This is a genomic window from Amycolatopsis sp. NPDC023774 (genome assembly GCF_040639695.1).
Taxonomy (GTDB): Bacteria; Actinomycetota; Actinomycetes; order Mycobacteriales; family Pseudonocardiaceae; genus Amycolatopsis.
Genome location: NZ_JBFAAJ010000006.1, coordinates 143,537 through 157,785 on the forward strand (window position 1 = coordinate 143,537; position 14,249 = coordinate 157,785).

The 14,249-nt window shown below is 71.9% G+C and carries 13 protein-coding genes and 4 pseudogenes; 8 read left to right on the forward strand and 9 right to left on the reverse strand.

All coding sequences use genetic code 11. The annotated features are described in order from the left end of the window. Positions 1–56: 56 nt before the first annotated feature. Positions 57–236, reverse strand: a pseudogene (locus AB0F91_RS16840) (helix-turn-helix domain-containing protein); the annotation flags it as partial. Between the two features lie 134 nt (positions 237–370). On the opposite strand from AB0F91_RS16840, the gene AB0F91_RS16845 reads away from it, so the two are divergent. After that, positions 371–1,186 carry a class I SAM-dependent methyltransferase gene (locus AB0F91_RS16845; RefSeq protein WP_360598435.1) on the forward strand — a complete coding sequence of 272 codons (816 nt, stop codon included), beginning with the start codon at positions 371–373 and terminating at the stop codon, positions 1,184–1,186. 177 nt (positions 1,187–1,363) lie between these two features. Here AB0F91_RS16845 and AB0F91_RS16850 read toward each other — a convergent pair whose 3' ends face one another. Beyond that, positions 1,364–2,188, reverse strand: a complete 825-nt coding sequence (locus AB0F91_RS16850; RefSeq protein ID WP_360598436.1) for an oxidoreductase — start codon at positions 2,186–2,188, stop codon at positions 1,364–1,366. A 69-nt stretch (positions 2,189–2,257) separates the two neighbouring features. Here AB0F91_RS16850 and AB0F91_RS16855 point away from each other — a divergent pair, with 69 nt between their 5' ends. Continuing rightward, complete coding sequence (locus AB0F91_RS16855) at positions 2,258–2,797, forward strand: MarR family transcriptional regulator (protein WP_360598437.1); 540 nt, start codon at positions 2,258–2,260, stop codon at positions 2,795–2,797. A gap of 57 nt (positions 2,798–2,854) precedes the next feature. On the opposite strand, the gene AB0F91_RS16860 is transcribed toward AB0F91_RS16855, so the two are convergent. Beyond that, positions 2,855–3,337: an aldo/keto reductase gene (locus tag AB0F91_RS16860; protein WP_360598438.1), complete on the reverse strand. Its 483-nt coding sequence runs from the start codon at positions 3,335–3,337 to the stop codon at positions 2,855–2,857. Positions 3,338–3,576: 239 nt separating this feature from the next. Between AB0F91_RS16860 and AB0F91_RS16865 the strand changes: the two are divergent. Together AB0F91_RS16865 and AB0F91_RS16870 are read left to right on the forward strand one after the other, a co-directional pair. Then, positions 3,577–3,627 (forward strand): annotated as a pseudogene (locus AB0F91_RS16865) (hypothetical protein); the annotation flags it as partial. Between the two features lie 45 nt (positions 3,628–3,672). Next, on the forward strand, positions 3,673–3,822 hold the full coding sequence (locus AB0F91_RS16870) for a hypothetical protein (RefSeq protein WP_360598439.1): 150 nt from the start codon (positions 3,673–3,675) through the stop codon (positions 3,820–3,822). A gap of 118 nt (positions 3,823–3,940) precedes the next feature. Here AB0F91_RS16870 and fdhA read toward each other — a convergent pair whose 3' ends face one another. Continuing rightward, positions 3,941–5,155 carry a formaldehyde dehydrogenase, glutathione-independent gene (fdhA, locus tag AB0F91_RS16875; protein ID WP_360598440.1) on the reverse strand — a complete coding sequence of 405 codons (1,215 nt, stop codon included), beginning with the start codon at positions 5,153–5,155 and terminating at the stop codon, positions 3,941–3,943. A gap of 193 nt (positions 5,156–5,348) precedes the next feature. Between fdhA and AB0F91_RS16880 the strand changes: the two genes are divergently transcribed. Together AB0F91_RS16880 and AB0F91_RS16885 are read left to right on the forward strand one after the other, a co-directional pair. Next, on the forward strand, positions 5,349–6,347 hold the full coding sequence (locus tag AB0F91_RS16880; RefSeq protein WP_360598441.1) for an acetamidase/formamidase family protein: 999 nt from the start codon (positions 5,349–5,351) through the stop codon (positions 6,345–6,347). An 11-nt stretch (positions 6,348–6,358) separates the two neighbouring features. Further along, complete coding sequence (locus AB0F91_RS16885) at positions 6,359–7,120, forward strand: SDR family oxidoreductase (protein ID WP_360598442.1); 762 nt, start codon at positions 6,359–6,361, stop codon at positions 7,118–7,120. Between the two features lie 168 nt (positions 7,121–7,288). Here AB0F91_RS16885 and AB0F91_RS16890 read toward each other — a convergent pair. The 5 genes and pseudogenes from AB0F91_RS16890 to AB0F91_RS16910 all read right to left on the reverse strand — a co-directional run. Continuing rightward, positions 7,289–7,576 (reverse strand): annotated as a pseudogene (locus tag AB0F91_RS16890) (prolyl oligopeptidase family serine peptidase); the annotation flags it as partial. 79 nt (positions 7,577–7,655) lie between these two features. Next, positions 7,656–8,183: pseudogene (locus AB0F91_RS16895) on the reverse strand (hypothetical protein); the annotation flags it as partial. Beyond that, the gene (locus tag AB0F91_RS16900; RefSeq protein WP_360598443.1) at positions 8,180–8,455 is read right to left on the reverse strand and encodes a YggT family protein; all 276 of its coding nucleotides are present in this window, start codon (positions 8,453–8,455) and stop codon (positions 8,180–8,182) included. The pseudogene AB0F91_RS16895 and the gene AB0F91_RS16900, both read right to left, overlap by 4 nt. Before the next feature lie 88 nt (positions 8,456–8,543). Beyond that, entirely contained in the window at positions 8,544–10,841 is a 2,298-nt protein-coding gene (locus AB0F91_RS16905) for a glycoside hydrolase family 3 N-terminal domain-containing protein (protein WP_360598444.1), read from the reverse strand. After that, positions 10,838–11,857, reverse strand: coding sequence for a LacI family DNA-binding transcriptional regulator (locus AB0F91_RS16910; RefSeq protein WP_360598445.1), 1,020 nt, complete (start codon positions 11,855–11,857; stop codon positions 10,838–10,840). Before AB0F91_RS16910 ends, AB0F91_RS16905 begins: the two co-directional genes overlap by 4 nt. Positions 11,858–11,990: 133 nt before the next feature. Between AB0F91_RS16910 and AB0F91_RS16915 the strand changes: the two genes are divergently transcribed. Both AB0F91_RS16915 and AB0F91_RS16920 read left to right on the forward strand, forming a co-directional pair. Then, a complete protein-coding gene (locus AB0F91_RS16915) occupies positions 11,991–13,283 on the forward strand; it encodes an extracellular solute-binding protein (RefSeq protein WP_360598446.1) in 1,293 nt (430 codons plus the stop codon). Then, on the forward strand, positions 13,283–14,248 hold the full coding sequence (locus AB0F91_RS16920) for a sugar ABC transporter permease (RefSeq protein WP_360598447.1): 966 nt from the start codon (positions 13,283–13,285) through the stop codon (positions 14,246–14,248). Before AB0F91_RS16915 ends, AB0F91_RS16920 begins: the two co-directional genes overlap by 1 nt. The last annotated feature ends 1 nt before the right edge of the window (position 14,249 follow it).

Genomic DNA, 14,249 nt, shown 5'->3' on the forward strand with positions numbered 1-14,249 from the left:
TCCTCGAACCCGCTCACCGCCGGCGTGCCCGCGGGCACGCGCCGGCCCCGCTCGTGCGTGGCCGCCTGGGCGTGGTCGGCGCGGTAGCCGCGCGGGCCGCCGTTGCGCCGGACCTCCCGGCTCACGGTTGATGTCGGCCGCCCGAGGAGCCGCGCGATCTCGGCGTAGGCGAGCCCGGCTTCCAGCCCCTCGGCGACGGCTCGGCGGTCCTCGTGGGTCAGGCGGCTTCCCGGCATGCGCCCGAGCGTACGCTGTCATTGCAACGCAAGCGCCTCGTTGCACTTGTGGCAGCCATTGCAACACAGAGAAAACCCGAGTTGACGGACCCGGTGGACGGTCGTAGTTTCCCGATCGGGAAAAGGGAGTCACCATGGACACGACGGCGTTTACCGCGGTGGAGAACAGCCTGTACCTCACCCTCGACGGCCGCGCGCTCGACGCCCGCGCACCCCATCCGGTGCTCGGCGACCCGACGGCAGCGGACGTCGTGGCGGCACTCGGGCACGACCCCGCCGCGGGGCCGCTGGTGAAGAGCCAGGTGTTCGACATCGCCGTGCGCTCGCGTTTGCTCGACGACGTGGTGCGCTCGTTCGTCGGCCGCCACCCCGACGCCGTGGTGCTGGAGCTCGGCTGCGGCCTCGACGGCCGGTTCGAACGCGTACGGCCGCCCTCCACAGTGGACTGGTACGACCTCGACCTGCCCGCCGTCGTCTCAGTGCGTGAACGGCTCCTGCCGGCGCACCCCCACGTCCACCCGGTGGCCGCCGACCTCACCGACCCGGCGTGGCTCGAGCGCATCCCGGCCGACCGGCCCGCGGTCGCGGTCGCCGACGGGCTCGTCGCCTTCCTGCCGCAGGCCGCGTTCGTCGCCCTGCTCGCCGGGATCGCCGGCCGCTTCCCGACGGGCGAGATCGCGTTCAACAGCTACACGCGTTTCCACGTCTGGGTCATCAAGCATTACCGCGGCACCGGTTCCATCGCGGGCGTCGTGGCCAACCCCGGCTTCGACGACCCGCGCGTGCCGCAGCGCTGGGTGCCGAAGCTGGAGCTCGTCGACGAGCAGTTCGCTTCTCGCGCGCCCGAGGTCGCGTTGCAGCCGCTCGCGCTGCGCTGGTTCACCCGCCTGGCCGCCCGCAGCACGGCGGTGTCGAGGCGGGGGACGTGCGTGTTGCGCTACCGCTTCTGACTCGGGGGCTGGCCGACGCACCCGTGTCCCAGTCGCGAGAGGTGGCACGGCACAGCCGGGGGAGCCGCGTGCTGAACCGTCGCGGGCACCGGCTCCCGGGAGGGGCAGTGCCGCCGGCGCGCGTCACGATTCCGGTCCGGCCGCGGCACGGGCGTGCCGCAGCCGGACACAGCCGACTCACGCGTCCGGATACCGCGTATCCAGCGCGACCGCCTCCCACTCCGCGAGATCCGCCAGCTGCTTCTCCAGCTTCGCCCTGATCCGCGTGACCGCCTCCGGGCCCAGGGGCAGCCGCAGTGGTGCGTCGGGGGTGTCGACGAGCGTGAGGATGGCCGCGGCGGCGCGGGCCGGGTCGTTGGGCTGGTGCCCGTCCTGCGCGGAGAACTGCGAGCGCAGCCGGCCGGCGGGCGTGTCGGCGTAGTCGGCGATCGGGTCGGCGAACGTCATGGAGCGGCCGGCGAACTCGGTGCGGAAGGGGCCCGGCTCGACGATGCTGACGCGGATCCCGAGCGAGCCCACCTCGCCGGCGAGGGCCTCGGACATGCCTTCCAGTGCGAACTTCGACGTCGCGTAGATCGCGTGGCCCGGGTTGCCGACGACGCCGCCCACGGAGGAGAGCTGCACGATGTGCCCGCTGCGCCGTGCGCGCATGTGAGGCAGCACGGCGCGCGTCACGGCGAGCACGCCGAACACGTTGGTCTCCAGGACCTTGCGCGTCTGTTCGTCGGTGAGCTCTTCGAGCGCGCCGATGAGGCCGTGACCCGCGTTGTTCACGAGCACGTCGATCTGCCCGTACTCGGCGAGCGCGGTGTCGACGGCCGAGCGGATCGACGCCGGGTCGGTCACGTCGAGGCGCGCGACGAGCGCCCGCTCGGCGAAGTCCTTCACCGACTCGACGTCCCGCGCGGTCGCCACCACCCGCTCGCCCCGGGCGAGCACCGCCTCGGCCAGCACCCGCCCGAAACCGGCGCTCGTGCCCGTGATGAACCAGACCCGGCTCATGTCCGTCTCCTCGATTCGCGGTATCTTGATACTCAAACCAAACTACCTTGATACTCAAGGGAGTGTCCAGTGGACCAGGACTCGGTCGGCGCCGGCCTCGCGGCGTGGCTGCGCGTGATGCCCGGCGGGGTCGATGCGGACGTCGAGGCCGCGCGCCAGCGGATCGGGCGGCTGTCGCGGCAGTTCGAGCAGGTGCTCGGCCGCGCGGCCGCCGACCACGACCTCACGCCCGGCGACTGGCAGGCCCTCTCGGCCCTGCATCGCTCCGGTGAGCCGCCCGTGCTCACGCCCAAGGAGCTCGGTGACCTGCTGGGCGTCACGTCGGGCACCGTCAGCGTCCGCATCGACCGGCTCGCGCGCGCGGGGCTGGTCGAACGCGTCCCGGCCGCAGACGGCCGCAGCCGCCCGATCCGCCTCACCCGCAAGGGCCGCGCCCGCTGGGCCGCCGCGACGAAGCAGCGCACCGACGACGAACGCGGCCTCTTCGCGGGCGCCCTCGAACCCGACCGCCTGACGACGCTCAACGCGCTGCTCGCCGATCTCCTGGCGCGCTTCGAATCGGAGTTCGGCCCGGCGTCCACAGTGGACCGTCTCCGTGGCGAGGCTTGATCGGCCGTCACCGCAACCGGGTCAGGTCGTTGTGCGGGAACGGCAGCCCGGGCGCGCTCACGTCCGTGACCCCGTCGAGCACCGCGGCCGGCAGGTCCAGCTCCAGCGCCCCGAGCGTGTCCGTGAGCTGCTTCGCCGACGCGCGCCGACGAGCATGCCCGCGACCCCGGGCCGCCGCAGCACCCAGTGCATCGCGACCTGCGCCGGCGTGTGGCCGGTCTCCGCGGCGACCGCGCGGACGGCGTCGAGCACCGCGCAGCGCCTCGCGGGGTGCTCCTCGCCGTCGAGCCGGCCGGTCTCGGCTCCGTCGCGGGAGTTCTTGCCGGTGAGGAAGCCGCAGGCCAGCGCGCTCCACGGTTGAACCGCGATGCCGAACTCGGCGGCCAGTGGACCGTGCTCGGTCTCGATCGCGGCTCGCTGCGCCCGTCGCTGTAGTTGTCGGGCGTGTCGACGTAATTGCCGCCCGCGCCGACGTAGGTACGGAAACACCTCGCGCGAGGCCTCGTCGTCGGAGCACAGGCCGACCGTGCCGAACGTCATCGCACCTAGGCCGGCGGCGAGACCCGCCGCCCGGAACGGCCCAGGGGCCGGTAGTCGTCCAAACCAGTCATGCCCCGAGTCGACAACCCGGACCGAGGTCCGGGTCAGGTTCCGGACCCGGACACGGAGCGTGCTTCAGGTGGGAATCTGGACGGGTGGCTTCCTTCTCACCCGCCGAAGTGACCGCCCGGACCGGCTTCAGCATCGACACGCTCCGCTGATACGAACGCATCGGCCTGCTGCGCGACGTCCACCGCACCGCGGGCGGGCGCCGCCGCTTCACCGAGGACGACCTGCGATTCCTGCACCGGCCGCGCTGCCTGCGCGACACCGAGATGCCGATCGCGCAGATGCTGCGTTACGTGGAGCTGCTGCGGGAGGGCGACGACACCCTGGCCGAACGCCTCGCCGTGCTGCGGGACCACGAGACCCTCGTGGCCGAGCAGATCGACCGGCTGCGCGGGCACAGGAGCGCATCCGGATGAAGATCGCCTGCTACGGCGCCGCGTTCGAACAGCCCGCCGCGGAACAGGCCGGCGACCTGGTGCGGGTCTGAGCCGAGCCGGTGGAGCGGCGCCGCGGCGCCACCCCACCGGATGGTGCTCAGTTGAGCAGACCGTGCGGGTCGAGCACGTACTTGCGTGCCGCGCCCTGGTCGAACTCGTGGTAGCCGCGCGGCGCGTCGCTGAGGCTGATCGGCGTCGCGTTCACGGCCTTCGCGATCTGCACGCGGTCGTTCAGGATCGCCATCATCAGCTTCCGGTGGTACTTCATCACCGGGCACTGGCCCGTGGTGAACGAGTGCGACTTCGCCCAGCCCAGCCCGATCCGGATCGACAGCGAGCCGTGGCGCGCCGCCTCGTCGCCGGCTCCGGGATCGCCCGTCACGTACAGGCCGGGGATGCCGAGTGCCCCGCCTGCGCGCGTGAGGTCCATCAGCGAATTGAGCACCGTCGCGGGGTGCTCGGTCGCCGACTCGCGCCCGTGCCCGCGTGCCTCGAACCCGACGGCGTCGACCGCGCAGTCGACCTCCGGCTCGCCCACGATGTCGGCGAGCTGGTCCTTCGGTTCGCCCTGCGACACGTCGATGGTCTCGCAGCCGAAGCTGCGAGCCTGCGCGAGCCGTTCGGCGTTGAGGTCGCCCACGATCACCACCGCGGCCCCGAGCAGTTGCGCCGACGCGGCCGCGGCCAGCCCCACCGGGCCGGCGCCCGCCACGTAGACCGTCGACCCCACCGTGACACCCGCCGTGACACAGCCGTGGAAGCCGGTCGGGAAGATGTCCGAGAGCATCGTGAGGTCGAGGATCTTCTCCATCGCCTGGTCGCGGTCCGGGAATTTCAACAGGTTCCAGTCGGCGTAGGGCACCATCACGTACTCCGCCTGGCCGCCGACCCAGCCGCCCATGTCGACGTATCCGTAGGCCGAACCCGGCCGGTCCGGGTTCACGTTCAGGCAGATGCCCGTCTTGCCCTCCTTGCAGTTGCGGCAGCGTCCGCACGCGATGTTGAAGGGCACCGAAACCAGGTCGCCCACTTTGATGAACTCCACGTCACGACCGGTCTCGATCACCTCTCCGGTGATCTCGTGGCCCAGCACCAGTCCCTGCGGTGCCGTCGTGCGGCCGCGAACCATGTGCTGGTCGGAGCCGCAGATATTGGTCGCGACGTTCTTCAGGATCACGCCGTGCTGGGTTTCCCGGCCTACGTTCGCCGGGTTCACCCCCGGCCCGTCCTTGAGCACGAAGCCGGGGTACTCGATCGTCTCGACCTCGACCTTGCCCTGGCCGACATAACTGACCGCTTTGTTGCCTGCCATGAATTTCTTGCCGCCTTCCTCGTTCGTCGGTGAACAGGTTTGGCGCGGCGTTGGGTCTCCCCGTCACGTCAGGCATTCCATGCTAGCCCCCTCGCGGGCACCGGCGCGCTGACTTGCCCGCGGCCCCTCGGGTCGGCAAGATCGACCGCGGCGGGGGGCCGGTCGTATGCAGCCTTCGGCATGAGGAGCCAGTGTGGAGATCGTCGAGTTCACCCCCGAACGCGAGCAGTACGCGTGGACCTTCGGCGGGGTCGCCCCCATCCGGACGGTGAAGCCCGGCACGGTACTGAAACTCTGGACCGAGGACGCGTTCAGCGGCCGGTTGCAGAGCACGGCGGACAAGCCGAGCGAGAAGCTCGACATGCGGGAGGTCAACCCGCAGACCGGACCGTTCCATGTGGACGGCGCGGAACCCGGTGACACACTGGCGCTGCACTTCGTGGACCTGGAACCGGCGCGTGACTGGGCCGCGTCGGCGACCATCCCGTTCTTCGGCGGGCTCACGGCCACCGACCGCACGGCGATGCTGCACGAGCCACTGCCCGAGCTGACCTGGATCTACCAGCTCGATCGCGAGAAGCAGGTCGTGGTGTTCGAGGCGCTGCGCGGCGACTTCCGCGTGGACCTGCCGGTGGAGCCGATGCTCGGCACGGTGGGCGTCGCGCCGGCCGGGCGGGAGGTCCGCACGTCTTTGGTGCCGGACATGTTCGGCGGCAACATGGACACTCCGGAGATGAAGGCGGGCAGCACCTGCTACCTCGGCGTGAACGTGCCGGGCGCGCTGTTCTCGGTCGGCGACGGGCACTACCGCCAGGGTGAGGGCGAGGCCTGCGGCACGGCCGTGGAAGGCGCCATGAACGTGACGCTGATCGTGGAGCTGATCAAGGGCGGCGCACCGGTGTGGCCACGCATCGAGCAGGACGAGAACTACGTGGTCGTCGCGTCCTCGCGCCCGCTGGAGGACGCGTGGCGCTCGAGCCAGCACGGCATGATCGCCTGGCTCGGCGAGCTCTACGGGCTCGACCCGCTCGACGCCTACCAGCTGCTCACGCAAATCAGCCAGGCCCCGCTGGCCAATGTCGTCGACGCGAACTACAGCGCCGTCACCAAGATCGCCAAGCGCCTGCTGCCCACGGGCGAGGCCTACGGCGGAATGCACCGGTACCTGCGCGAGCAGGCCGCGAAGCTCTAGGAGGAAAACGCATGGATCTGCGGCTGGCCGGGCGCAAAGCCCTGGTGACCGGCGGTACCAAGGGGATCGGGCGCGCGGTCGTCGCCTCGCTCGCGGGTGAGGGCGCCGCGGTGGCGTTCTGCGCGCGCACCGAATCCGAGGTGCGCGCCACGGAGAAGAAATTCCGCGACGCCGGCGCGACGGTGTCGGGCGAGGCCGTGGACGTCGCGGACGGCGAAGCGCTGACCGCGTGGGTCGAACGCGCCGCGGCCGACCTGAACGGCCTCGACATCGTGGTGGCGAACGTCAGCGCCCTGTCCATCGGCCCGACCGAGGAGAACTGGCGCTCCAGCTTCGAGGTCGATCTCATGCACACGGTGCGCGTCGCCGAGACGGCGCTGCCGCACCTGGAACGCAGCGAGGCCGCCTCGATCATCGCCATCTCCAGCGTCTCGGGCCGCGAGATCGACTTCGCCGCTCCCGCATACGGCACCATGAAGGCCGCGGTCGTGCACTACATCCAGGGGCTGGCGTTCCAGCTGGCCCCGAAGGGCATCCGCGCCAACACGGTCTCGCCCGGCAACACCTACTTCGAAGGCGGCATCTGGCACAGCACCGAGAGCGGCAACCCGGAGCTGTTCAACCAGGCCCTGGGCCTGAACCCGATGGGCCGCATGGGCACGCCGGAGGAGATCGCCTACGCGGTGACCATGCTGGCCAGCCCGCTGGCGTCGTTCATCACGGGCACCAACCTGGTGGCCGACGGTGCGTTGTCGCGCGGTGTGCAGCTGTAGGACTTCGGTTCTGTCCGGCGCGGTGGTGTCCGGTGCTCCGGGTCCTCGGACTCGGAGCACCGGTTTGCGGAGGAAGCCGCGGCCCGCGGCCGTCATGGTTCCGCGGGTACCGAGGCCGTAGACGTGGCCGGCGTCCTCGAGCCACGTGAACTCGGCGTCGGCGCCCGCCTGCCAGTACGTGGCCACCAGGGTTTCGCTCTGCGTGATGGGCACGACGTCATCGGCGGTGCCGTGCACGACCAGCAGCGGCGCGGCGAACTCGCTCACGGGCGTGAGCGGGCTGGCCGCGGCGGCGAGCGCCGGATGCTGCGCGGGCGCACCGCCGAGCAGCCACGCGTGCGGGTCTTCGCCGGTGGCGTGCAACGGTGAGCTCGGCGGAGGCGGCGGCAGCCGCGTGAAGTCCGACGGCGGCCTCCACGCCACGGCCGCCTGCACGCCGCTGTCCGGGCCGGGCACGCCGATGCCGCCTTCCAGCTCGCCGGCCGCCGGTCACGGCGAGCATCACCGCGAGGTGCCCGCCCGCGGCGTGGCCCCACGCGGCGAACCGGTCCGGGTTCAGCGCGAGCGTCGTGTGGTGGTGGCGCAGCCGGCGCACCGCGGCCTTCACGTCGTGCAGCTGCGCCGGGGTACACCGCTTCGCGGCTGTGCCTGAAGGGGACCAAAGCCACGGCGAACCCGGCCGGGGGCAGGCGTTCCGGAAGTAGCGCCCGAGCGGCGCGTGTTTGGGCGAACCGAGCGCGAACGCACCGCCGTGCACGAACACAACCACCGGCCACCCCGGTGAGCGGCGGCGGACCGGCCGGCACGGCGAGGTCGAGCGGCAGCGGCCGGCAGCCGAGCGACCACGGCGTCGCGGTAGAGCACCCGGCCGGCGGTGGGCTCGGGGCGCGGCGGGGGTGTCTGCGGGAGAGCGGGGGAGCACCTGGGTCACGAGGCGACTATCACCCACCCCGGCCTCCGACCGGTAGCCGTACCTGGCAGCGGGACGAGGTGGTGTTCCCGGCAGCCGGACCGATTTCGCACACCAGGAAGGTGCGCCCGCGCGGCCGGCAGCAGCCGTCACAGGGCGAACGCGATGGACCGCACGATCAGCGCCGCGATGAACACCACGGTGAAGGCGAGGTCGATCGACAGCCCGCCGGCGCGTACGGGCCGCAGCACGCGGCGCACGGGCGCGATCACAGGTTCGGTCGCGCGGTGGCTGTAGTAGCGTGCCTTCCCGAGCCAGGACGGCCCGGTGGTCATCAGGCGCGTCCAGTCCAGGATCATGCGCGCGATCAACACGAGGATGAACAGGGTCAGCACGTACCCGACCAGCGTTCCGATCAGGCTCATCACACACTCCTCAGGGTGGGTCGTTCACCTGGCTCAACGCCGGGAGCGCCCGCGGAGTGTCCCGTTTGCCGGAGTTCTCAGCGAGTTATCAGCCGGGGACGACCACCGTGACCCGCGGCTGGAGCACACGGTCGAACCCCACCACGCGCCGTGATCCCGTGATCGGCAGCGCCAGCACGGTGTGCGCGACCGCGCTCGACGGGCCCACCCGCAGCTCCACCGGCCCGGTGTCGACGATCCGGTCGCCGGCCCGGCCCGTGTAGGCGGCGAGGTCCGCGTGCAGGTCCAGGTGCACCACCCGGGTCTGTCCGGGCGGGAGCGGCACGCGCGGCGCGGCGATCAGCTGTCGCAGCGGGCGCGCCACTTCGGCGACCGGGTCGTGGAGGTAGACCTGGACGACTTCCGACGTCTCCGTGTCGTGCGGGTTGTGCAGCGTCACGCTCACCCGGCACGAGCCGTCCGACGGCCACGCGCTCGCGCCGGTGACCGAAACCCACGTGGCCGGGTGGTAGGCGAGGCCGTGGCCGAACGGGAACACCGGCGTGGGGTCGACCGAGCTGACGTCGCTGCGCGCGGCCAGCGCGGCGCCGAGGTAGGTCGACGGCTGGGTGGCCCCGGCGGCCGGGAAGCTCACCGGCAGGCGGCCCGACGGCTCGACCCGGCCCGTGAGCACCCCGGCGAGCGCCGCCGCGCCCTCTTCCCCGGGGTAGAACCCGCACACGACGGCAGCCAGGCGCTCGACCTGGCGCGACAGCTCGTAGGGCCGGCCGGACAGCAGCACCAGCACCACGGGTGTGCCCGTCGCCAGCACGGCTTCGAGCAGCTCCTCCTGCCGGCCGGGCAGCCGCAGGTCGGCCGCGTCGCAGCCTTCGCCGGAGGTGCCGCCGCCGAACAGGCCCGCGCGGTCGCCGAGCACGGCCACGCAGACGTCCGCCGCCGCGGCCGCCTCGACGGCCGCGGCGAGGTCCTCGTCCGTCCCGTCGGTGACGCCGCAGCCGGGGGCGAAGGTGAGGTTGAACGACTCCCGCAGTGCCTCGGCGACCGTGGGCACGTGCAGGCCGAACGGCACGTCCGGGTGGTGCACGCCGACGTGCATCGGGAACGAGTAGCAGCCGAGCATCGCGCCCGGCTCGTCCGCGCGTGGCTCGACGACGGCCAGCCGAAGGCCGGAACGCAGCGGCAACGCTCCGGTGTTCGACAGCAGCACCACCGACCGCTCGGCGAGCTCCCGCGCGAGCGCCCGCGACTCGGGGCCGTCCAGTTCGGTCGAGGCGGGGTGGGGCGACCACCCGGGATCCAGCAGGCCCAGCTCGAACTTCTGCGTCAGCACGCGGTGCAGCGCACGGTCCACGAGGGACTCGTCGATGCCGCCGTCCGCCAGCGCCGCCACGAGCGGTGAGCCGTAACAGTCCACTGTGGGCAGCTCGACGTCGATGCCCGCGCTCAGTGCCTGCCCCGCCGCGTCCGCCGGTCCGGTGGCGACGTGGTGCAGAGCGTGCAGAAACGCCACGGAGAAGTAGTCGGACACCACCGTGCCGGTGAACCCGTAGCGTTCGCGCAGCAGCGTGGTGAACAGGCCCGGGTCGGCCGCGGCCGGCAGCCCGTCGAGGTCGGTGTAGGAGTTCATCACCGACCGGGCCCCGGCACGCAGCGCGTGCTCGAACGGGGGCAGCAGCACGTCGGCGAGCTCGCGCGGCCCCACCGAGACCGGCGCGAGGTTGCGCCCGGCCTTCGACGCGGAGTAGCCCGCGAAGTGCTTGAGCGTCGCCACGATCCCGGCCGACTCGAGCCCGGCGACGTAGGCCGCGCCGATCGTGCCCACAAGGTACGGGTCCTCGCCGATGGTCTCCTCGACGCGGCCCCAGCGCAGGTCCCGCGCCACGTCGAGCACCGGCGCGAGCCCCTGGTGCACGCCGAGCGCCCGCATGGTCTCCCCGATGCGGAAAGCCACGCGCCCTACGAGCTCTGGGTCGAAGCTCGCGCCCCAGCACAGCGGTGCCGGGTACACCGTGGCCTGCCACGCCGCCAGGCCCGTGAGGCACTCCTCGTGCACCACGGCGGGGATGCCGAAGCGCCCGCGCGCCACGATCTCCTCCTGCGTCCGGGCGAGGCCCCGCGCGCCGATCTCCGGGTCGACCGGCCGCGTGCCGAAGGCGCGGGTCAGCTGCCCGACTCCGTGCGGCACGAGCGCGTCCCAGTCCGGCGGGTCCTGAGCGAAGTCGTGCTGGTGCGGCGCGACCTCGCCCCCGGAGTCCATGCCGACCCAAATCCCGGACAGCTGCGCCACTTTCTCGCGCGTGGTCATCCGGGCCACGAGATCGCGTACCCGCTCGGCGACGGGCAGCCGCGGGTCGCGCCATGGCTCGGGCGCGGCCTCGGTCGTCACGAGCGGACCCGCGGCGCGGCGCTCGACGAGCGCACCACCAGTTCCGTGTCGAGCACCACGGGCTCACGCTCCTCGGGGTCGCCGTTGATGAGTCCGATGAGGACGGTGAGGGCGCGGTGGCCCATCTCGCGGATGGGCTGCTGCACCGTGGTGAGCGGGGGAGTGCACAGCGCCGACTCGGGGATGTTGTCGAAGCCGACCACCGACACGTCGTCCGGCACGCGCAGGCCCAGCGCCGCGGCGGCGGCGAGCGTCGCGATGGCCGAGGTGTCGTTGGCGGCGAACACGGCCGTCGGGCGGTCGGGGCGCGTCAGCAGCTCCCGCGCCGACGCGGCCGCCAGCTCGCCGTCGTAGTCACCGGCCACGACGAGGGTTTCGTCCACGCTGACACCGGCCGCGGCCAGCGCGCGCCGGTAGCCGGTTTCGCGCAGCTGGGCGGACTGCAGGTCCGGCCGGCCCGCGAGCAGCGCGATCCTCCGGTGCCCGAGCTCCAGCAGGTGTTCGGTCGCCAGCTGCGCGCCGCGCAGGTTGTCGGAGACGATCGCCGGCAGCGGCGAGCGCCCGGTGTGCGGGTCCACCGCGACCACGGGAGTCCCGGGCAGGCCTTCGAGCTCGGCCGCGGGCGTCACGAGCACCGCGCCGTCGACGAGCGTGCCGCTCAGGCGCGACAGGTACCGGCGCTCCCAGCCCTCGGGGTCGCCCGTCCGCCCGCCCGCCGAATACACGACGAGCTCGAACCCGGTGCCGCGGATCGCGTCCGCCGCGCCCTTGAGCAGCTCGGTGCTGAACGGCTCGAGGTCGGCCACGAGGATGCCGATCACGTTGGTCTTGTGGTTGCGCAGGCTCTGCGCCACCAGGCTCGCCTCGTACCCCAGCTCGTCGATCACGGCGCGAACGCGCGCGAACGTGTCGGCGGCGACGCCGTAGCGTTGGTTGATCACCTTCGAGACCGTCGCGACCGACACTCCGGCACGGGCGGCGACGTCACGGATCGTGACACGGGAACGAGGCTGCACGGGCTCAGACTAGCGATGTAAAACGTTATCGACAACGATTGACACGGGAATTTCGGGCGCGCAGACTCTTCGCCATCCCGGGCACCGTCACGCCCCGTCCAACTCGGCCGAAGTCGTCAGGAGTGGATCCGTCATGCGTCACAGCCGGAGATTCCCCCTCGCCGCGCTCGTCGCGGCAGCTGCGCTCGTGCTCTCCGCGTGCGGGGGAGGTGGCGACGAGAGCCCGGCCGCCGCGTCGGGACCGGTCACGCTGACCTGGTGGCACAACGGCACCGCGGAACCCGTGCGGTCGCTGTGGCAGCAGGTCGCCGACGACTACCACCAGGTTCATCCCGACGTGTCGTTCACGGTGCAGCCGATCCAGAACGAGGAGTTCCCCACGAAGGTGCCGCTGGCGCTGCAGTCGAACACGCCCCCGGACCTCTACCAGCAGTGTTGCGGCGGGGACGAGGCCTCCCAGGTCGAGTCGGGCCGCGTGGCGGACCTGACCTCGTCCGTGCAGGGCTGGATCGGCGGCCTCGGTTCGACGGCGCAGGGCTGGCAGGTCGGCGGGAAGCAGTACGGCGTGCCCTACGTGCAGCACGTCGTCGGGTTCTGGTACCGCAAGGACCTCTTCGCGCAGGCCGGGATCACGGCCCCGCCGACGACCATGGCCGACTTCGCCGCCGCTGTCGACAAGCTGAAGGCGGCGGGCATCGCCCCGATCGCGCTCGGGGGCAAAGACCGCTGGCCCGACGCGTTCTACTACGACTACTTCGCCGTGCGCGCGTGTTCCACGCAGGTGCTCAAGGACGAGATCGCGGCCGTGAAGCTGCAGAACCCGTGCTGGGTCAAGGCCGGCCAGGACCTGCAGGGCTTCCTCGCGACGCAGCCGTTCCAGACCGGCTTCAACGGCACGCCGGCGCAGCAGGGCGCCGGCAGCTCGGCCGGGCTCGTCGCCAACGGCAAGGCCGCGATGGAGCTGCAGGGCGACTGGGACCCGAGCACGATGTCCTCGCTCACCGACGACAAGGGCCTCGACGCCAAGCTCGGCTGGTTCCCCTTCCCGTCGGTGCCCGGCGGCGCCGGTGACCCCGCCGTGCTGCTCGGCGGCGGTGACGGGTTCTCGTGCACGACGCGCGCGCCCGCCGCGTGTGCCGGGTTCCTGCAGTACCTCACGAGCACGCCGGTGCAGCGGAAGATCGCCGAGGCCGGCTCGGGCCTTCCGGTGAACGCCGAAGCCGTGGCGTCGTTGAAGAACGAGTCGCTGAAGTCCGTGGCTGAGCAGACGCGCAAGGCAACGTATGTGCAGATGTACTTCGACCGCGCGTTCCCGACCGCCGTCGGGCAGGCGCTCAACGACGCCGTCGCGAACCTGTTCGCGGGGCAGGGCAACCCGGAAGCGGTGGTGCAGGCCGTGAACCAGGCCGCCACCGGGAACAAGTGATGGCGGCTCCCGCCCCGCCCCGGCCGCTCGCGCGGACCGTCCACAGTGCACCCCGGCGCCCCGCGCGGCGCCGGGGCCGCACCCGGCTCGAGCTGGTGCTGCTGCTCGGTCCCGCGCTAGTGCTGTTCGCCGGGTTCGTGCTCGTGCCCATCGGCATCGCCGTGTACTACAGCCTGTACTCGTGGAACGGGTTCGGCCCGCTCACCGACTTCGTCGGGCTCCAGAACTACGCCGACGCGTTCGGCGGCGCGGTGTTCCGCGGTGCGATCTGGCACAACGTCGTCATCGCCGTGCTCTCGATCGTGATCCAGCTGCCCCTGAGCGTCGGCATCGCGCTGCTGCTGGACCGCAAGCTCAAGGGCCGCGCCTTCCTGCGGATGGTGGTGTTCGCGCCGTACGTGCTCTCGGAGGCGATCACCGCCGTGATCTGGCTGCTGATGTTGCAGCCGAACGGGTTCGTGGACGAGGTGCTGCGCGGCGTGGGCCTGGGCGGGCTCGTGCACCAGTGGCTCGCGGACCCGGGCATCGTGCTGTACACGCTGTTCGTGGTCATGACGTGGAAGTACCTCGGCTTCGGCATCATCCTGTTGCTCGCGGGCCTGCAGGGCGTGCCGCCGGAGCTGCGGGAAGCCGCCGCGCTCGACGGTGCCACCGCGTGGCAGACCACGCGCCACGTGGTGCTGCCGCTGCTCGGCCCGACGATCCGGATCTGGATCTTCCTGAGCGTGATCGGTTCGCTGCAGCTGTTCGACCTCGTGTGGATCATGACCCTCGGCGGCCCGGCCAACGCGTCGACCACGATGGCCAGCTACCTCGTGGACCACGGGTTCAAGCGCTACGAGTTCGGCTTCGGCAGCGCGGTCGCCGTGGTGCTGTTCGCGATCTGTTTCGTCTTCGCGCTGGTGTACCAGCGGTTCGCGCTTCGCCGCGACACCGCGGGTGCCCTGACCCGGGCGGTGGGCTGAC